The organism is Enterobacter sp. 237C8, assembly GCF_034106865.1.
GTDB lineage: Bacteria > Pseudomonadota > Gammaproteobacteria > Enterobacterales > Enterobacteriaceae > Enterobacter > Enterobacter asburiae_B.
Genome location: NZ_JAWNDF010000007.1, coordinates 1 through 19,288 on the forward strand (window position 1 = coordinate 1; position 19,288 = coordinate 19,288).

A 19,288-nucleotide genomic window follows, 5' to 3' on the forward strand; every position below is an offset into this window, starting at 1 on the left:
TATTTGAGCTGCCATGGAGGCCTTGCTTATCAATATTTAAATAATCAAAGTCGTGCCCCATGTTTAATGGAGTACCAGTAACAGTTTCCAGAGTGTAGTGCCGGTATGGCATTGTTGTTATTTTGAATACGATTTCATTATATGATCTCATATGTGTATTCAATATTCTATGATGTTCTTTAGTTAAGAATTCAGCTTCATCAATACAAACACAGAATGTAGAAGAATTAGAAAGACCTATTTCTTTCCTTACCGTGGATAGTGCCATTATTAAAGGCTTGAATAGATCCGTATTAAAATTAAGCCCAACCATAAGATCATCATCATTTAGTTTAAGACCTAACTTCATCTTATTAAAGATAATATTCTTTTTATATTCGGTAATCTCTAAATCGTCATAAATATCGGTAATTGTATTTAATTTCTTAGATAACCATAATTCTGATATTTTATTACAAATAGACTTTTCTTTTATAATCCTATCTATTTCATCTTCAACATATGAATGAAGACAGCTTCGTATGGTATCTAGAAACCTTGCGCATGAAGATAAGTTCAAACTCCACTTAAAAAGCAGGTTATTATCATCAATATCACCAATTGAGTTTACCCATTCAACTTTCAATGGAATATACGTCGCAATAAACGAGCGTTGCTCTATGATTTCTCTTGCTTTTTCATCTTTTAACTTAGTAAGACATTCATGAGAAAGCATTTTAATTAAAGCAGTCTTACCTGAACCTCGAGAACCTAGTATTATATGATTTTTGTTAGATATTAGAGATTCAAATGCTGGAGTCCAAACAAACTCTTCAGCTAGTTGGTCTGAAGTGAAATATCTAGCATTAGAGTGTTCAAATATATTATTAAACCCAAATAAGTTATGCATATTATTTATCCTTCAACAAAATAAACAATTCATCTTGCCCTGGAGTTTTAAATATTGTAAAGCCGATCTCATCTGATAAATCTATAATGGTTTTTTCAAGTAGTTTTCTCGATGTATATATTATATCAGCATAATGATTAGATAATTCACTCCACTTTACGTGCGTCTGTATCTCGAAAAAACTCTCAATAGATTTTTTCAGCTGATTTTTTAGTTCAATAGGCAACATGCGATTACCAAAAAATTCTTTATGCGGTATCCCGTTAATCGACTCATCTTTTGTCCACCCATGCCCTGTGTTGTGTGACCAAGTCACTACCTTCCCTAAAGGTGTTTTGTTTACATCACAAATTTTATCAACTTCAATTTGATGAATAGTATTCGGTACCCCTTGGAACCATCTATCATCTAAACGAGCAGAGAAACTGCCAGCACAAAGTATATTAATAGGATGCTGATAGTCGTCAGAATACTGTGCAAGCCTAGGTATATGTTTATGCCCATGTACGATAAAATTAATGTTATGCTTAGACGCAATATCCATCAGGATAGCTGCATTTTGTAAGATGCTATGGTCAGCGACGTCAAAAGGTAAATCAGGCTGCTGGATTGGATGGTGATGTACGACGAGCAGATTAATCTTCTCGCTATATGCAATCTTTAGTTCTTGAAGCTTTCTATCCAGTTCGGTTAAATCCTGTTTGCGAATAATACCATGATGAGGTTTTCTATCATAGTGATCATAAACCGAACTGTTCACACCAATAATATTGAGGTTCTCATCGCTCCAAATAGCAAAATATGGTTCATTGTAATAACTGCCAAAATGAGCTCGATCTAAACATTGTTTAAAAAAGTCATTGAAGCGCAAGTTGCTGTATTTGCGTTCAATTGTTATATTAATGTTTTCATTTGAGGTCATTGAGAGTTCCTCTTCAATCCAGTTACCATCGTGGTTCCCTGGAACAAAAAAGACTTTTTCTTGCTCTACTCCCAGAATCATCGCTATTTCTTTCAAGCGTGTAGATGCAAGTTCAAATTCGTCACTGGTTGCTCTGTTGGTGATGTCACCCGCGATAACAAGATAGTCAGCTCGTATATCCTCTTGTTTAGCAAGATGCCTTAATTCATTCAGAAACTGATTTTTTACAGCGTTGTTAGAGCTCCCTACTGCAAACTCAGTTGAAACAGCTGCATCACCAACATGTAAATCACTAATGATTATTATTTTCATATGCCAGATACCTGTAGGTATACTAATATTGTTGCATGATATCACAGTTGTGTAAGCATCCGGTTTTAAAGGATAAAACATTTATAGAGACCTTTCACCTCCTCCTAGAGATAAATGCTCAAAGCACACTTCCTACTCCTCAATTTGCCCCTTTGAACCTAGTGTGTAGATCCGGACTCTTGGGTGCATTGCAATAGTAAGTCGGAATCGTGAATGAGATTTATTGAGGGAGCAAGATCTCAAGGTATGCCATTTCCCCCCTATGTATTAATGCAGATAAGATGAATCAACTGCTCGACAATGACGGCTTCATCAGGAATCAGATCAACACTAGCCACCTGTAATTGTTCTTCGCCCGCAAGAATCCTATAGCTTACATTCAGAGGTTGCGTTCCCAGACCTGCATGATGTGGATAGAGAAGCATAACTTGTGGGCAGTGATAAATCCGGGCGTAGGCCATCATCTGATAGACATCTGTCTGCGATATGCCATGCCTGGTATCTTCGGGATGACGCCCAATACGCTTCCATTTAGTGTCTATGATCATAACAATCTGATGGTCCCGCTCGATAAGCAGATCCGGCCGGGTCTGGAAGCGTGGTTTGCCTTCTTTTACGTCCTCGATCAGACAGTATAATCTGCCTGCCTGTGCACGAACCGTCCATTCCGTACCGCATACAGCACGCTTCGCCAGCGCCGCTATATATGCCTCGAACAGGTCGTTCATTGGGAAAAGCAGTGTAATCCCGTTGTGCGCTCGTTTATCGTGGTGAGTAGCTTGCCAGTCGCGTCGCAGGAGAAGACGTGCCAGATTGTAGAGTGCTTCCCAGCGATGATTGGTTCGGTCGATCCGAACCTGTGACCAAGGCAGGTGACTCAAGGGGGGGGCGCTAACACCCGCCAGCAGGATACGCAATTCATTCAGACGACGGAGCGTATCAGCAGCGCGGGCATAATGGTGAAGCAGAACTACACACGCCTTCATAATTCGAAGTAGGGCGGTATCAGCCGACAGTTCGTCGTAACGACAGGCGAGACGGTCGGGGCGGACGGCAAGCGTAGTGAATTGTCGTTTGATATTGAGCCTTCCGCGCAATGAGGGCAAATCGTCTTCCTGTGCCAAATAGGTGCGCGGTAATCCCCGATGTACTTCAGATAAGAGTCGCTCGGCGAACAAGCGGATGAGTATCTCTAGCAAGCTTTCAGCTTGTCTCGCCATTGTTGCAGCCTGTCCATTGCCGAGTTTAAGGCCGAGGGCGACATCAAGCATACGTATCAGGCGATTGCGTATTGTGGCGTCCGGTTCTATCGTCTCGTCGTCGAATTTGGGCAGGATCTCAAGGCTACATCCCGGAGCGGCAATGACCCCAACCATTTGCCCGGCAATAATTTTGTTATGGCGATCGATTAAGATATTGGTACCGTGCTGATTTGCCAGCGGATGCTCGCGCGCCGCCGTAAGCAGCGCGTCAGCCTGAGGGCGGGTAAAAGCATGAGGAGCGTTTATGCTGCTTTCAGTGTTCACACAAACACCACCCCATTCGCGAACCGTGAGGTGAGTCATTCTTTCGATTCGCCAGCCACCTCAAGATCGGTGACATTTAACTTTCTGGCTTTGCCTATCAGCCGATCAAAGGCGTCATTTCTGAACGGTGCACATACCGACCAGCTTGATAATGGTTCCCCCTCTATTCCTAGTGGCGGAAAAATCTGCGCTTCCTGCATAAAACCATCGCCCAGCACTGCCGCGATTCGGCTCCAGTCCTCGAAGAAATACTCTTGTAACAGTGGTATGACCTTATTGCGCACTGCATCTTCAACTTGTGTCCTAGATTCACAATTGATAAAGAAGGCGTGTCCAATGCGATATTCCCGGCCTATAAGATATTCAATACGCTGGTTGATGGTGGTAAGAACGGCTTTGAGATCGATCCCCTCTACTTCACTTAGCAGGGTCGCGTCGGGAGCCATTTCCCGGAAGTTGAATCGCCGCCTTAATGCTGTGTCGAGCAATGCGATGGATCGATCGGCGGTATTCATGGTGCCTATGATATGAAGGTTGGCGGGGATGCCAAAATCTTTCTTTTTCGAATAAGGCAAAGTTACGGTGAGTGCATCAGGCATTCCCAGACGTTTATCCGGCTCAATTAACGTAATCAGTTCGCCGAACACTTTCGAGATATTTGCCCGGTTGATCTCATCAATGATGAGGACGAATTGTTCTGGTAGTCCTTTAACATCGGAACTATTATCCAGGTTCTCTGTACTCGAGAGCAGTCTGCCTAGCGCCGGGATATTCACACGACTGGTGGCAATGGAATAAAGCGTCCGCATGGTGAAGTTACCATCGATAATGGTATCGAGTGGCAGTGGTTCATCAAGGGTCAATAGCCAGCGAACTGGGCGGCGGTGGGCATAGTAACCTTCGGCTTCAGGAACGAAATAGTAATCACCAGTGATTTCAGCGATAGCGCGAAACGCAGTGTTCCCGTAAGGGACAATCACGATATCACCAGGCTTCATTTCGCAACGGAAGGGGTAGGTTTGCGTCCAGTTACTAGGCGTCAGATTCCCTGGATTTTGCTTGATCCATTCATCATGAATCGCGTTGAACGATGAAAATCTATCCGCGCTCCAGTCTATCGTCCCACCCCAACCCAGAGCGATATACCCATTGTCGCGGGCATCTTCATACACATCGTCTTCGGTGCCAATTGTCCCTTGCCCCATTTTCCAGAAGCGTTTTTGGGATAGTTGCAGTGCCGAGGCATCAGTCTGTGCACGGGGTTGTGTTCTGGCCTGATCGGCAAGGGCACAAATTTCTCTGAAGAGACCCGGTGTAGGCATGAGTCTGAATCCAGCAGACGAAGACTCATCTTCACCGATTTCGGGACGAAGGCCCTCAACGAAGGTTTCGTAGTCATAGCTCTGGTGGAATGTGACGAAAGAGATCCTCTTTTCTGCCATCAGTTCGTTATAGCGCACCATCAGGGCCGCCCGCCCATCTTTTGAGTTCGGATAGGCATCTTTGCCATCGCAGAGCGCTACGGCTTCCCTCGCCGTGTTATAGGTCTTTCCGGTACCTGGAGGACCGTAAAAAATAAGGTTAGTCGGAGTTGGTTTATTCTGGGCCACTAGTTCGCTTCCTTCCGTAAGGATGAACGTGTATTTCCGGGTTGTGCTCTTTTTAGGCCCTTCCGTCACCGGAGGGGGAACATCCGCTAGTTCCTGAAATTTTTGACCATCAAGAGCCTGACAGATGTTCGGCCATCCCTTGTCGAGACCCATTTCAGTGTTCAGAGGGCCAACTACTAGGGTGACACTTGCGTCACCTCGCTCTCTGGCTGGGGTGATGTAGTTTTCAAGGACATAATCCCGAATTTCGTCGGCCTGAGAGTCATCACCGCTCAGGAAGCGTCCATATTGTCCGAGCCAGCTATTCCAGTTGGACAATCGGTTAAGCGGTTGCTCTGATTCAGGCATTAGTAACCGATAGTCATTGCCGTTGTCTTTGGCATCACGGCGAATCTCTTTGATCCGCTGTCTCAATTGCGCAAATCCATCCGCTTTGTATGCTGCATCCAGATCTGCATGAGGAGAACCAAGTGCTGCGAGATTTTTTTCTATAGTTTTGACAGCATAAATACGGGAGTTGAGGCCTGCTTGCGTTTTGGCTCCTTTGCTTTTCAACCATTCCTGAAATTCAACTTCGAGCATTCCCTATGTCCTCTCTTCAACGCTAACTAGCTGATAGCTATCATCGTGGATGACGGTAGAGTCGGCAAGGATATTGTGTAATTCGAGAGATAGTGAATTGCCACAGGTTTTACAGATATTTAAATAAGCTGGCTTGGCTGCCCTCATACTGGTATTGCATCCAGTTATTTTCTTGTTTCTTAACCTCATATGAGGTATAAAAAACAGAAAAACCATAAGAGGCACTGCCAATGTACTCCCATAATCTCGCAAAAACTGTCGTGCTGGCTGACCCAGATGACGTTGAGTCCTATCTGCAGCCTATGAATCTTAGCCAAAGTGATCTTGGCCGTATCCTCGAACGAGGGTTATCAGGTCGTTACTCAACGACTCAGAACCACCCTGCAATTTCACGTGGGCAGTATTTTTATGGTGAGGGAGTTAGCGGCGCTCGTGAGATTCTTGCGCCAAGAGGGTATAAACGGCTATCTATTCGAAATGTTGAATTAACCGTTAGCGATAATGTTGCAATTTACCTATGCCGTGGCTGCGATCAAACTGGGCTTCTTCATGGATACCCCGAATCTCGCCTGAAGAAAGGTGACTTTACTTGCGATCTGATGGGGTTGATTCACAACAATACCCCAGGACAAGGAGACCTCAAGTTCGACGATACCCAACTTAAGTTGGACCTTGATCTACCCGAAGGTGATGTTGTACCTCTCCTGCCGAATAAAATCGGAATGGACTTATGGTTTTTACTCTACGATTTTTATGAAATCGATGACTTTCACCGTGTAGGTATCCGTGCAGAGCTTTCTCGACCGATCTCGTACAACGATAAAAATGTAGTCAATAGCTTTTCTACGCGTTTGATACTTGATATTCACGGACCTGAGCCGATTATCCAGAGTAATGATGCACCACTATTTACGCCAGATATCGACCTCGACATTTTAAAAGTAGGCTAAGTATGTACCATGTTTAATTCAGAGCGTTTACGTATAGCAAGAGAACGAAGAGGTCTGACACAAAGAGCTTTAGCCGAAGCAGCTGAATTGACCAGCAGAACGATTTCTAGCTATGAGAAGGCTGGTATCTTTGATGCTGTAGCCAGTGACAGTATGGATAAAATCTCTGCTGTTCTTGGTTACCCTGTTGAATTTTTCCTCGACAGAGACGTCCCTTCTCTTGCCCCTGAATCGGTTAGTTTTCGTGCAATGACTAAGCTAAGTGCACAGAAGAGAGATTCCGCGCTTGGAGCAGGCAAACTTGCCCAAGAGTTATCAATCTGGATTGAAGAACAATTCAAACTACCGAAACCCAATATTCCTGATTGTAGCTTCGATGGTTATTCGGAACCTGATCGTGCCGCCCGAGCAGTGAGAGAACACTGGGGAGTCGGTGAACTATCGATTTCTAACTTAATTCACCTTCTGGAGGCTAATGGGGTACGTGTATTCTCGCTCGCTGAAAATTGCGTTGAAGTTGATGCTTTTTCGTTTTGGATTGACGAAAAACCATTTGTTCTTCTGAACACAATGAAAACACCGGAGCGTAGCCGCTTCGATGCAGCTCATGAATTAGGTCATTTAGTTCTTCACAAACATTCAAGCAATAATGGCAGACAAGCTGAACTAGATGCCGACCGCTTTGCATCAGCTTTTCTGATGCCTGAACGTAGTGTTTTGGCTACGGTCCCAAGAATGCCATCGCTGGATCTACTTATCTCATTGAAAAAAAATTGGAAAGTGTCACTTGCAGCTTTGGTCCGTCGCACATTCGATGTGGGTTTATCTACCGAATGGCATTATCGACAGTTATCAATTGAGTTAGCTCGACGGGGGTATCGAACCAGCGAACCACAAGGTATGGACGATCGTGAGAGATCACTTGTATTAGAAAAGGTGTTTTCAGCACTGCGTTCAAATGGGATCAAACGTAGTACGATCCTCGAACAACTACGGTTCCCTGCGGATGAAGTAAGTGCCCTTACGTTTAGCAATAGCTTCTTTATGGGCTCCATCACTGGGGAAGGCTTGACTGAGCAAAAATCAGGTAAACGTCCTCCACATTTAAGTTTGGTTAAATAGATCTAAAAACATGGTAACTATTTACCATGTTTTTAACAGCTGCCGACCTTGTAAAGCATTAGATATCATGTTCATTTCTATCCAAAAAATCATTATATCAATGTACAACTCCTTGCAAATAATAGAATTGGGCGGCAGTGTTATTAATATTTACTGTACGTGCTAGAAAACAATGTCATTTGGACATTTTTCTGGCATCTCTTCAAGCGGAAGATTGATATAACCATCCAACTAACTCAAGGATAATGCGCATAAGTCCAATAGCATTTATTAACTAAATTCATGTGCCATATCAGCATCATTTGATTGTCTTTGTTTCCACTCAACCATTAACCATACATCACGCAAATAGAGTTGATTTTGGTTTCCTAAGAATTCATAAACTTTCTGCCACCAAAATCTCCATTCTGACTGTTTATAATCTGGTGGAGTATTTCTTGTACGTCTTTGTAATTGCTGACAGAAGTCATCAAAATTTGTTGGCTGAAGATCAGATGCTATGCGTGTGAAAAAATTAGCCTTAAGATGTTGCTCAACTCTTTCAGGTACTTCATAAATCTCTTTCCAAACTTCTATCTTATTCAATACTTCTGCCGGAGCATTTACATATGAAATTGAAACTGATGTTAAAGGTGTTTCCCAAGAGTCAGTAACTAAATCGCTACGACTACTTAGCTGAGTTGTCACTGATATATATTGTTCACATGATTCTTGTGCTGGCGGAAGTGGATAAAATGCTGTTCTCCGTTGGCCGCTTTGAGCTCTCAGTACATCCTTAGCCCCTTTTGCCTTGCTATTACAAATGTGGCAGGTAGGAATAAAATTGCCTGGATGGACACTGTAAACTGGATATTTATCTTTGCAAAGCACATGGTCATAATCTGAACGCCACTGATCTTCATCCGCTACACTTACCCTATTTTGAGAAAGAAGTGCCGTACCACAAATAATGCAAAGATGACTATTATTATTTCCTCTAACAAAATTCTGATAGTGTATTTCAATAGAGTTATTGGATTGTGACTTGGCTTGAACCAAGTCTTTGGTACGCGTAAACAGATGAGTTGTTAATGCCTTACATGCTTCGAACAAAGTAGCTGGCTCTAATTCTGGCAACACTGTTTGTGTATTGTTAAAGAATACAATAATATCCTGGGCCTGACTTATTTGATCCGACAACCTCCGACGTTCAGCAATAGCTGTAGGTAGTGCTTCCCATAAGCTATGAAATTTCTCTCTTGTGGGTTTATTATTCCAACATACGCTAGGAACTTCTACTACTACATCTTCTATCATCTCAGGAAATGTTCTAAATAATGCCTCTGAGAAAACATCTGCATTAACACTGGAGTCCAGAAAATGAAGAAACTCAGCGTTAAGCAACGCAAATACAGAGCATTGTGGAGTTTGTAGGTTAAGTGAGAATAACATTAGCTCTCTAATTTCCTTAGCAGATAAGCCTTTTCCATTGACTCTCCCAGATTTTCCTCAATCCAGCGCCGCGCATCTATAATCGCTTCAGAATCATTACCCTCTGGTAATCTATGTTTAACATCCTCTACCACTGTTTGTGAAATAAGGGAACGTAAACCGTAGTGGTTCTTAACCAAGATATCAAATGAGGTACCATAAGTCTGGCTGGAGACCGGTTCCATACTAATACAACCCATATCATTACGCTCGAAGAAAAATACATTCTCGCGTTTGAGCGAGGAAATCATGAATGGTGAGTGAGTAGATAAAAAGAACTGCGATTGACCTTTTCTCTCGTTTTCAGGTGTAAATGCTTTGGTTAAACGCTGGTGAAAATAGGTGCGCCAAGATGGATTAAGGTGTGTTTCTGGCTCATCAAAAAGAAATAGAGCTTGAACCTGACTGAATATTCTTGTGGCCGCGATAACCTGAATCAATTGAGCTTCACCGTCAGATAAATCATCAAACTTCACGGTATCACCCTTTTCATTAGCCATTAATAACTCAACAACAGATAAAGGTAATCTTGACTGAAGTGGTTTTTTTACCGTGCCTATGAAATTGTCTATCATCAACTTCAAACGAGATGTACGAGTCCAATTTTTTATACCAAGCTGTTGAATATTGTTAAGTCTTTTAAATAATGCAAAAGAATCATGGTAGTTTTCTTCACGAAGCCGCTTTAAAACAGCCTCATCACTCAATTCGAGAGTTATTTCTCCAGACAGATGCTCTAACTCATAAAGCTCATACTGGCTATCTGTAGTTCGGCCTCCTGTTGGCCTTACTTGATCGGTGCCTGCTATACGGATCAACATTTTCACATCACGAATGGCATCATCTTCTATGATACCTGAACGAAAATCGTAATGAAGTACGGCTTTGACTGGATATTTATATGTTATTTCATCTAATAGTTGAAATACTGTCCCAGCAGGAAGAATCGATAGCGATAAAATTAAGAGCCCAATATTATCGTAATCAAGATAGTTAAAATTGCTAGGGGCAGGGTTCACTTCTCTCAAATTCAGGTGATAATTTGGAGCAAAATCACCTTCTGATAAAGGATCAAATATGTGTGGGTATTTTTTAAGATACTTTTTATTGATTTCAGCCAACTGTTCATCATTGATTTCTCGTGATAGCATTTTTAGACGCTGGCTACTAATTCGACGAACTTCAAAATATTGCACAGCATTTTTCATAAAACTTCGCTGTAAATTTTCGTTTAGCCCCGAAGCATAACCAACCACGAGAGGGATGGGAAAATGGCGCTCACCAAGCTGTATTACATGCCACTCATCAGCACCACGAACATTTAAAACCACAGCTCCGTCAAGCTCAATAGTTACCTTTAGCTCAATACTCTCACCATGATTCATGAGCTCGTCTGGGTAAGATATAACAGCACTATCATTTCTAAGATCCCATTGATAGTGTACCGCGACGCTAAAACCTAACGATGTTTTATTTTTGAACTCTGCACGTTGCCATCGCTCTAGATAGGCAAAAGTTTCCCCGATTAACTCAAGTAATTGAGATTTACCAGAACCATTAAGGCCAATCAATGCAAATATATTATCTTGGGCATAACTAAAATCAAAAAATTGATCTTTCAAGCCTTTGTAGCTGCCACTCAAATCTAAAGAAATTAGTCGCATCAGCTATTACCTTTGCTGCGTTTGATAGTTTTTGTGCTTTTGCGCTGCTGTTGAATTTTTGCCAGCAATGCTTGTGCGCTATTTTCACCACTAATTAAATCGGGATTTTCTGCACGCCATTGCGCCGTGAGATCCCCGCGAAATGCTTTAGCCAGAATCGACTGTGTGAGGTTGTTGACGCACTCAAGGGCGTTGTGTACCTGCTTTTCGATGCCATCAGCATAGGCGAAGAGTTGTTCTACGCGGCGAACAATTTCGTTTTGTTCTTGTAGAGAAGGAAACGTAAACGACAAAGACCTTAACGTCTTTAAATTAATACGAGGTCGTGTTACACCTTGAACCTGTGCTTTAATTTGTTCATACGAAGTTCTGCTTGCTAATGTTAAAGCTACATATTTTGGTGATGCTATTTCTTGATTGATCCTTAAACAAAAACAATCTGCCTTGTTTATAAAAATTTTATCGTTATGTGGAAAAAGACATACACGAACATCTTCATCTACAAATGATGAGAATAACACATCATCCTTTTCGAGCTTATTTCCTTTTAGGCTATTAAATTTTGTATCGCTGATATACGTTTCTTTTTCATCATTAAATGTTAAATGACCAATATTTTCTAGTCGAGCGACACGAACACCCGCATTTGTATAATCAGCCGTTTTTAATTTTGACCCAAAAGGGCCATCAAACGAAGTTATACAAAGTGAACCAACTGAGACATCAAATCGTACATTGGACTTTTGATCCTTTGGTATTAATTTTCCACTCACCGCAGATGCCAACACCGCTTGACGAAAACGCTTCAGGATTTGTGGTATTTGCTCAAGGCGTGCTTTGGCGCTTTCGACCTGTGCTAACAGAATATCGAGTTTATCGGCGATGATTTTATGTTCTGCAAGAGGGGGAAGTATCAAAGGAAAGCTTTCAACGAAAGCCCTTGGAACACGGCGCAGACCAACAGCACCTGTCATATTTTCTGCACCTTCCTGCATAAATTTTCTGGTCTTAATAATCCCAAGTAAATAACTGGCTGGTATCTCTTGATTACGAGCGCGTAGAACATAAAATTCAGAGCTGCCTGCACCGATATTATTTGGCATATCTTTTACAATTGCTGCTTTACCATTTTCAAAACAAGGCGTTACTTTTGCAAAAATCACATCATTATTTTTAAAGTTAGTGTAAGACTTACCAATTTCACCCCAAGTTTTTTCTTCAAACTCTAATTTCCCATTATAGTTTGTTGGGGCATGGGACATAGGAACAAAGCCTGCAATTATATCTTGTTCAGCCTCTATTTTTTTAGGGTTAACTTCAGCAATATCTGCAAGAGTACAATTGGACCACCCTTCAGGTAGAATAATCTTACTCATCAGCGAGTTGCTCCTAATACAGTCAATAAAGCATCCAGTTCTGCTAAAGCAGTGGTTAATTCTTCTTTTGCTTCAATCGCTAATACACTAGGTTCAGGCAGGTTAGTCACATCAACGCTGTTGTTATCTTTCAGCCATGCAATATCTAATGAATCACCTTTAACATCACGGATCCATTCACGGCTGAATGTGCGCCAGCGGCTGATCGCCATGCGGTTGTCAACGTGCTGATTTTCGGCGTTATCGGGCGCGTCAAGTTCGTCGGAGTTAAAGCTCCATTCCCCTTCACTGCGTGGGCTTTGACCGTTGGCATCGTCGCCGTAAACCGCTTCAAAGGGTTTTAAATGTTGCTCACCAAAGGGGGTGCGTTTGCCAAAGCTTGGCATGTTACTACGAAGATCATAGATCCAGACGTTTTCGGTACAATTTTCATCCTGATGTTTGTTGTTGGCGCTGCCTTTGGTGAAGAACAAAACGTTGGTTTTCACCCCTTGGGCGTAAAAAATCCCGGTGGGTAAACGTAAGATGGTGTGCAGGTTACATTTGTTCATAAGGTCGCGGCGTACATCGGTGCCAACACCCGCTTCAAACAGGACGTTGTCGGGTAGCACCACAGCTGCACGGCCACCCGGTTTTAAGTTACGGTAGATATGCTGTAAAAAAGCTAGCTGTTTGTTACTGGTTGGGTAGGTTAAGTCATCACGGGTAATGCTGGCTTCACCGCCTTTCGCCGTACCGAACGGCGGGTTAGCAAGAATGATATCGGCCTTGGGCAAGCTAGCGCCCACCATGCCCAGCGCGTTGCCCTGATGCACGACGCCTTCGTCATCCCCTTCCATGCCGTGTAGCAGGCAGTTCATCAGTGCCAGGCGGCGCGTAGACGGAACCAGTTCCACACCAACAAAGGCTTTATTTTTTTGAAAGGTTCTCGCTTTGGCAGTCAGGTCGTAGAGGTTGTCAGTTTGTTGCTTGATGTATTGATCGGCGGCAATCAAAAACCCTGCGGTGCCCGCAGCGGGATCTTGGATCACTTCTCCAGCCTGTGGCTTAATACAGCGTACCATGCTGTTAATTAAGGCCCGCGGCGTAAAATATTGACCTGCGCCAGATTTTGTTTCTCCGGCGTTTTTCTCCAGCAGACCTTCATAAAGATCACCGAGACCGTCTTTTTTAGCACTAAACCAGTCAATTTGGTCGAGGGTGCGGATCATCTGTTCGAGATGACGAGGCTCACGCAGGCGAGTTTGCGCATCGTCATAAATGGCGCTAATCAGCGGGTCGGCATGAACCGAATTACCTTCAGCGTCTTTGCCGCTGGAGAGCTTCAACAGCATTTGCTTGTAATGGTTAAGCAGGTTGAGGCCCGATAAACTGTTGAGATCGCCCCAGCGGCAGCCCTGCGGTAAAGTGTGCTGATCTAATAATTCTGCTTCGGTATTTTCATGCACCATTTTGATAAACAGTAGTAGCACTAGTTCGGTGACGTAATCGCTGTAGTTGATGCCGTCATCACGCAGTACATCACACAGATTCCACAGTTTTTGTACAATATCGTTATTATTACTCATTATTTTTCCTGCATTCGCTCGCGAAATATGCCGCAAGCGCGATTAAAAAAGGCGAGTTTCGCCAGCGAATTTTACCAGAATCAGGCGCTTTGTTGTGGCCATATCGCACCGTTAAGTTCATCCAGCACGCTGTCCAGTTGGTCTACCAATATCTTATTGAGCTGTTTTACGCCGCCATCATCAGCAAAACTACTGTTAATAAATTGGTGATCAATGATCACTTCATGAACTAGCTGTTTTGCCAGACGATCCAGCCATTTTCGTTGCTGGGTTGTCCATGCGCGGCTGTTATAAATGTTGATCATTGCCTGTGATACGCGCAGTGCAAAAGGCACAAGCGGTTCCCCTAGTGCAGCACGGCGAATATGGCCGACAATGCTGGCGGCGATATCCTGATTAGTTTGATTACGCACGGCAGTTTGTAGTTTAGCTTCGGAATAGCCCGCACCGTCTAATAATAAGCGGATCTCTTTAAGCTGTTCACGAGTGAGGTCGCGAGGTTTGTTGACAACCACGGCCAGCGCAGTGGATTGGTTAAGCTGCTGCTGAATAAAATCCGCAAAGCTTTCCAGGTAATCTTCTGGCCGCTGATGGCTACCGTAGCTCTGATTACGTTCCTGTAGTTGGTCATGATGCTCAGAAATAATCGGCCGGTATTCACTTCCGAGTAATGTAGTTATCTCGTTGAGCTGGCTAATTAGCCCTTGCTGTTGTTGGATGAAGGCTGCCGCCTGACGCGGCCCTAAGTGATGCAGATATTGATGCAGCTGTTTTGGCTCAACGCCCCACAGTTGATGGAGGTCAGCCAATTTTTGTTTCACCGCTGGGCGATTTTCTGCACGTTTTTCCGCTTTACGCAGGATGCGCATCACCTTTTGGCTTAACTGACTGAGCACCATATCAGCCTGAGTTTCACCTGTCTGTTCGCCGGGGCTGTTGAGCGCTTTTTCAAGCTGTTCAGTATCGGTTAGCTCGCTGACCAATTGCTCAAGCGTGATATTGGGGTCTTTGACCAACGGTTTCATAGTATTGACGTCGCTGAGGGCCTCATAAATATCCACTGGATCGTAAATACGGAAGACCGTTTTGCCAATGTCATCACAGCGGCGCGTTGCGCGGCCTATCATCTGTTCAAATAAAATACGTGACTTCACCCGACGCAAGAAAACCAGATTACAAATCTTCGGCACATCAATGCCGGTACTAAGCAAATCAACGGTGACTGCAATATTCGGATAACGCTCATTTTTATAACGTTTGATCAGCTGTTTGACTTTGTCACTTTCACCAGTGATTTTTTCTACGGCCGCTTGATTATAGTTTTCATATTCGGCAGAGAACGCTTCATCCAGCAGGCGTTTGACCATGTCGGCATGTTTGTCTGTAACGCAGAAAACCAACGTTTTCTCTTCGCCAAAGGGGTCGAGCTCTTTCACGAGTTGTTGGCAAATAACCCGATTAAAGTTTTCACTGATGACGCCACGGTTAAATGCATCGACGTTGAAATCCAGCTCGTCTTCTAGCTGGTCCATCTCAACCTCTCCGGTGTGGATATTAATGGCATGTACCTGACTCCCTTTGTCAAAGTGGATGCCATTTTGCGTCAGCAGCGTTTCATAACGGATTGGAGGTTCATGATCGATAAGCCAATCATCAGCCACGGCTTCTCGGTAGGAGTAAATGTAAATCGGTTTGCCGAAGATATCGCTGGTGTGTTTCGCCGGGGTGGCGGTAAGGCCGATTTTTACCGCGTCGAAATAATCGAGCACCCGACGGTAGCTAGAGAGGTATTGGCTGGCGTCACGGGTCGAGAGCTCCCCTTCCGTCATTTCTTGATCTAAAGTGTAGCCTCGGTGGGCTTCATCAACGATGATGCAGTCGAACTCATCCACCGGCGGGGGGGTGTCCGAGGCAAAAATGCGGCTAACCATGGCCTGTACCGTCGCGACCTGTACTCGAGTTTCTGCCTGTGTCGCCATATCGCCGAGCTCAGCGATATTGTAAATCTGAGACAGCGTCTGGTTTTGCTCCAACGGCGCTTCTTTGAAGGTGTCCGTGGCTTGGTCGCCCAAAGCCGTGCGGTCAACCAGAAACAGGATGCGCTTGAAGCGTTCAGTTTTCAGAAAACGGTACATCAAGCCAACAATGGTGCGTGTTTTCCCGGTGCCGGTCGCCATCGCCAGCAGGGCATTGCGGATGTTTTGCGCCAATGTGCTTTCAACGGCGAGAATGGCCTTTTGCTGATAATCACGTAACCGGAGGTAAGCGAAGCCTTCTTGCTTTAACTTCTGTTCGGCGCTGTCTTTGCTGCGTTCGAGCTTATCCAGCAAGCCCTGTGGGGTATGAAACTTTTGCAGCGCACGGCGGATGTTGGACGGTTCTCGCACATCCCTGAACCAAGTTCCTGATGACTCGGCCAACTGTGGCACGTAGGGGCGACCGTTGCAGGAGTATACAAACGGGATAATGTAATGCCCGTCAGTTTCATCCGCCCATGCAATGGTTCTGCCTTCCCGCTCCCATGCACCGATCATGGGGAAAGTGATTTTGAAGCCTTTACTGTAGCGCTCTGCTTGCGGAATTTTTCCCGCAACATCGGTGTTTTCTTTTTTGGCTTCGACCGTGGCCAGCGGAGTTAAGCCGCAAAAAAGAACGTAATCAGCGCGACCTTTTTTACCCTGATGCTCCGTAGGCCATTCGGCAATGGCTTTGTTGATCCCCTTTTCAGGGCGAGTTCCGTTAGCCCAGGTCAGTTCCTGACTGTCAGCAAACCAGCCCGCATCATTTAAGTTTTGGTCAATTAGTATACGTGTGAGTTCTTCATTTAACGCGATATGTTGGCTGGCACGGCGGCTCTTCTGGGTAAACTCTTGCCGTCGTGTTCGGGCCTGCTTTTCATCTTTTTCGGTCAGCTGTGCTTGTAGGTTTTTTAGTTTTTCATCGTATTGTTGTCGAAGCTTTTCGAGTTCAATTTCCTGTTCTTTCGCCTGCGATGCTAACACCTTGGTTTCATCATCCATGGCTAGCGCCAGCATTTCATATTCACTCTTTTCCTGCACCAGTAACTTTTGCAGCTGTTGGCTGGAATCTAGCTGTATGTTGGCGTTAGTGAGCTCACTTTTGAGGCGATCGATTTCCGTTTGGAGTTGCCTGAGCTGATTGCTCGGGTCTGGGGGAGCAATAAAAGCGCCGGGTTTAAAGGCCGCGCCCTGCTTGCCGAAAGATTGGTGGAACCAGATAGCTAGCGCTCGCGCCACTTTTAAGCCATCCAGCGCCTCTTTGTGCTTGGTTTTGAACTGGTGAGTGGCCTTGTTGCCCTCTATCCGCAATAGATGAAATAGCTCGCGTACCGTGGGTTCAAATTTTAGCTCGCGATTGAGGCGGTAGAGTAAATCAGCCTGAGTGGGCGGTTCATCAAACGTGAGCCCGACCAGCGCAGCAATATGTTGTGCTAAGGCTTCACCTAGTTGGCGCAATTTAATCAAGGTGGTGTTGGGATCGCCTGAGAAGGCATTTTCTGCAGCAGCGGCGATTTGTAGAAACAGCGGGTCATGTTCAGCGAGAAAACTGAAATTTGTCGATGTTGTAGCCCTTAAAGCATCCATTCAATCGCCTCTCGATTATAAAGCGCCTGTGCTTAGAATTAGTTAAATACTGGTAGCATTGTATCGAAAAAAACCGGTCAGAACAGGTAAGTAAACACTCCCCCACTTAAATCAATACTTTCTTTCGATTCTTCATTGCGGCAGACTGGCCCTATCGATATTTAACACAGGGTTACTATCGAGAGACATAACGCATATTGCAAAATAGACAAAAAATTAGCAGCGTCATTAACTAGCAGCACCAGCATCACTGCTGGCACTGTTGGTCTCCTTTGGATAGACTGCTTTAACTTATGCAAAGTCCCCACTCCGCATGTTGTGGGAGAAACCGCGGCTAATCACCGCCCAAGCTTGGCAAAGTCAAACGGACTCACCGCCTTATCCCTATTCGCATCCAGAAAATCAGCCCACCATTGCAGCATCAGTTTGCGCTCATCAAGATGCTCAGCTTTGTGAATGTAAGCCGCTCGCACAGAGTTACGCTCCATATGGCTCATCTGCCGTTCCACTGCATCTCTCGACCACAACCCTGACTCAATCAACGAACTACACGCCATTGTCCTGAAACCGTGACCGCAGACTTCAACCTGTGTGTCATATCCCATCACTCGCAAAGATTTGTTCACCGTGTTTTCACTCATCGGTTTGCGATGGTCGTGATCGCCAATGAAAACAAAATCGCGATCGCCACTAAGTTTGTGTACCTGTTTAAGGATTGCTAACGCCTGACGAGATAACGGCACCAAATGAGGTGTACGCATTTTTGAGCCGCGCTGAGAGTGCTTTATCCCTTCAATAGCCTCGCGCTCTGCGGGTATGGTCCACATTGATGTTTCAAAATCGATCTCAGACCAACGAGCAAAACGCAATTCGCTGGAGCGGATGAAGACAAGAAGAGTTAGCTCAACGGCAAGACGAGTCAAAGGCCTGCCGGTATAGCTATCAATGCGCTGAAGCAGTTCGGGAGTACGTCTCAACTCTAACGCAGGCCTATGCTGCCTGTTACTTGAAGCAACGGCACCGGCCATCTCCTGTGCCGGGTTATAATCAAGCAAACCGCTCTGTACCGCATAGCGCATAATTGCGGTAGTACGCTGCTGTAGACGGGAAGCCACCTCAAGTCGCCCCGACAACTCTACCGCTTTGATTGGGGCCAGCAGGTCTCGAGTTTTGAGATCAATGATATTCCGCTTACCAATGGCGGGAAAGAGATTGTCCTCTAGGCTTTTCAGCACCCGACGACTATGTTCTTCCGACCACTTTTTATTTGTGGCATGCCACTCAATAGCAAGTTGTTCGAAAGTACGTGCTTCTTCCTGCTCAACCTTATCATTTTTCTTTTTATCTCCCGGATCAATGCTGTTTGCCAAAAGCTTACGAGCTTCATCACGGCGAGCCCTTGCATCAGCGAGAGACACATCAGGGTAAACACCCAGAGCCAGCATCTTTTGCTTTCCGCTAAATCGGTACTGCAAACGCCAGTACTTAGAGCCATTTGGATGAACAAGAAGGTGCATACCGTTGCCATCGGTCAGCTTATATTGCTTATCTGTTGGCTTGGCTGTTCTGACTTTGATATCTGTTAGAGCCATGCTTATCCCCTCCCTGTTGGTACAAGCATTATCGAACCGGAAATACCATCATCTGTACCAACATCTGTTGGTAGATGTACGTTGAAGTCGGTTGACCTTG

At 44.6% G+C, this 19,288-nt stretch carries 12 protein-coding genes; 2 read left to right on the forward strand and 10 right to left on the reverse strand.

Annotation, left to right across the window (positions count from 1 at the left end):
• The 4 genes from USF70_RS16930 to USF70_RS16945 all read right to left on the reverse strand — a co-directional run.
• A partial coding sequence (locus USF70_RS16930) for a hypothetical protein (protein ID WP_320735834.1) occupies nucleotides 1–889 on the reverse strand: 889 nt, incomplete at its 3' end.
• 1 nt (nucleotide 890) lies between these two features.
• A complete protein-coding gene (locus USF70_RS16935) occupies nucleotides 891–2,123 on the reverse strand; it encodes a metallophosphoesterase family protein (protein ID WP_320735835.1) in 1,233 nt (410 codons plus the stop codon).
• A gap of 260 nt (nucleotides 2,124–2,383) precedes the next feature.
• Nucleotides 2,384–3,688 (reverse strand): 5-methylcytosine restriction system specificity protein McrC, encoded by a 1,305-nt coding sequence (locus tag USF70_RS16940; protein ID WP_320735836.1) that lies wholly within the window; start codon nucleotides 3,686–3,688, stop codon nucleotides 2,384–2,386.
• Complete coding sequence (locus tag USF70_RS16945) at nucleotides 3,685–5,841, reverse strand: AAA family ATPase (RefSeq protein ID WP_320735837.1); 2,157 nt, start codon at nucleotides 5,839–5,841, stop codon at nucleotides 3,685–3,687. The genes USF70_RS16940 and USF70_RS16945 overlap by 4 nt, the downstream gene beginning before the upstream one ends.
• A gap of 230 nt (nucleotides 5,842–6,071) precedes the next feature.
• Between USF70_RS16945 and USF70_RS16950 the strand changes: the two genes are divergently transcribed.
• The gene (locus tag USF70_RS16950; RefSeq protein WP_095280582.1) at nucleotides 6,072–6,791 is read left to right on the forward strand and encodes a hypothetical protein; all 720 of its coding nucleotides are present in this window, start codon (nucleotides 6,072–6,074) and stop codon (nucleotides 6,789–6,791) included.
• A 9-nt stretch (nucleotides 6,792–6,800) separates the two neighbouring features.
• On the forward strand, nucleotides 6,801–7,913 hold the full coding sequence (locus USF70_RS16955) for a helix-turn-helix domain-containing protein (RefSeq protein ID WP_320735838.1): 1,113 nt from the start codon (nucleotides 6,801–6,803) through the stop codon (nucleotides 7,911–7,913).
• Between the two features lie 270 nt (nucleotides 7,914–8,183).
• Here the strand turns inward: USF70_RS16955 and USF70_RS16960 are convergent, their stop codons facing one another.
• The 6 genes from USF70_RS16960 to USF70_RS16985 all read right to left on the reverse strand — a co-directional run bounded on the left by USF70_RS16960 (nucleotide 8,184) and on the right by USF70_RS16985 (nucleotide 19,188).
• Nucleotides 8,184–9,344 (reverse strand): hypothetical protein, encoded by a 1,161-nt coding sequence (locus tag USF70_RS16960; protein ID WP_320735839.1) that lies wholly within the window; start codon nucleotides 9,342–9,344, stop codon nucleotides 8,184–8,186.
• Nucleotides 9,344–11,047, reverse strand: coding sequence for an AAA family ATPase (locus USF70_RS16965; protein ID WP_320735840.1), 1,704 nt, complete (start codon nucleotides 11,045–11,047; stop codon nucleotides 9,344–9,346). Before USF70_RS16965 ends, USF70_RS16960 begins: the two co-directional genes overlap by 1 nt.
• Nucleotides 11,047–12,423 carry a restriction endonuclease subunit S gene (locus tag USF70_RS16970; RefSeq protein WP_201506064.1) on the reverse strand — a complete coding sequence of 459 codons (1,377 nt, stop codon included), beginning with the start codon at nucleotides 12,421–12,423 and terminating at the stop codon, nucleotides 11,047–11,049. The genes USF70_RS16965 and USF70_RS16970 overlap by 1 nt, the downstream gene beginning before the upstream one ends.
• Entirely contained in the window at nucleotides 12,423–13,991 is a 1,569-nt protein-coding gene (locus USF70_RS16975; protein ID WP_201506063.1) for an N-6 DNA methylase, read from the reverse strand. The genes USF70_RS16970 and USF70_RS16975 overlap by 1 nt, the downstream gene beginning before the upstream one ends.
• An 80-nt stretch (nucleotides 13,992–14,071) precedes the next feature.
• The gene (hsdR, locus tag USF70_RS16980; protein ID WP_320735841.1) at nucleotides 14,072–17,596 is read right to left on the reverse strand and encodes a type I restriction-modification system endonuclease; all 3,525 of its coding nucleotides are present in this window, start codon (nucleotides 17,594–17,596) and stop codon (nucleotides 14,072–14,074) included.
• Nucleotides 17,597–17,934: 338 nt separating this feature from the next.
• Nucleotides 17,935–19,188, reverse strand: coding sequence for a tyrosine-type recombinase/integrase (locus tag USF70_RS16985; RefSeq protein ID WP_034493067.1), 1,254 nt, complete (start codon nucleotides 19,186–19,188; stop codon nucleotides 17,935–17,937).
• Nucleotides 19,189–19,288 lie beyond the last annotated feature (100 nt).

Bases quoted from the DNA above. Each gene is read 5' to 3' on its own strand.
- USF70_RS16955 (WP_320735838.1), top strand. From the start codon at position 6,801: ATGTTTAATTCAGAGCGTTTACGTATAGCAAGAGAACGAAGAGGTCTG.
- USF70_RS16970 (WP_201506064.1), bottom strand. From the start codon at position 12,423: ATGAGTAAGATTATTCTACCTGAAGGGTGGTCCAATTGTACTCTTGCA.
- USF70_RS16940 (WP_320735836.1), bottom strand. From the start codon at position 3,688: ATGACTCACCTCACGGTTCGCGAATGGGGTGGTGTTTGTGTGAACACT.
- USF70_RS16960 (WP_320735839.1), bottom strand. From the start codon at position 9,344: ATGTTATTCTCACTTAACCTACAAACTCCACAATGCTCTGTATTTGCG.
- USF70_RS16965 (WP_320735840.1), bottom strand. From the start codon at position 11,047: ATGCGACTAATTTCTTTAGATTTGAGTGGCAGCTACAAAGGCTTGAAA.
- USF70_RS16975 (WP_201506063.1), bottom strand. From the start codon at position 13,991: ATGAGTAATAATAACGATATTGTACAAAAACTGTGGAATCTGTGTGAT.
- USF70_RS16945 (WP_320735837.1), bottom strand. From the start codon at position 5,841: ATGCTCGAAGTTGAATTTCAGGAATGGTTGAAAAGCAAAGGAGCCAAA.
- USF70_RS16950 (WP_095280582.1), top strand. From the start codon at position 6,072: ATGTACTCCCATAATCTCGCAAAAACTGTCGTGCTGGCTGACCCAGAT.
- USF70_RS16985 (WP_034493067.1), bottom strand. From the start codon at position 19,188: ATGGCTCTAACAGATATCAAAGTCAGAACAGCCAAGCCAACAGATAAG.
- USF70_RS16935 (WP_320735835.1), bottom strand. From the start codon at position 2,123: ATGAAAATAATAATCATTAGTGATTTACATGTTGGTGATGCAGCTGTT.
- hsdR (WP_320735841.1), bottom strand. From the start codon at position 17,596: ATGGATGCTTTAAGGGCTACAACATCGACAAATTTCAGTTTTCTCGCT.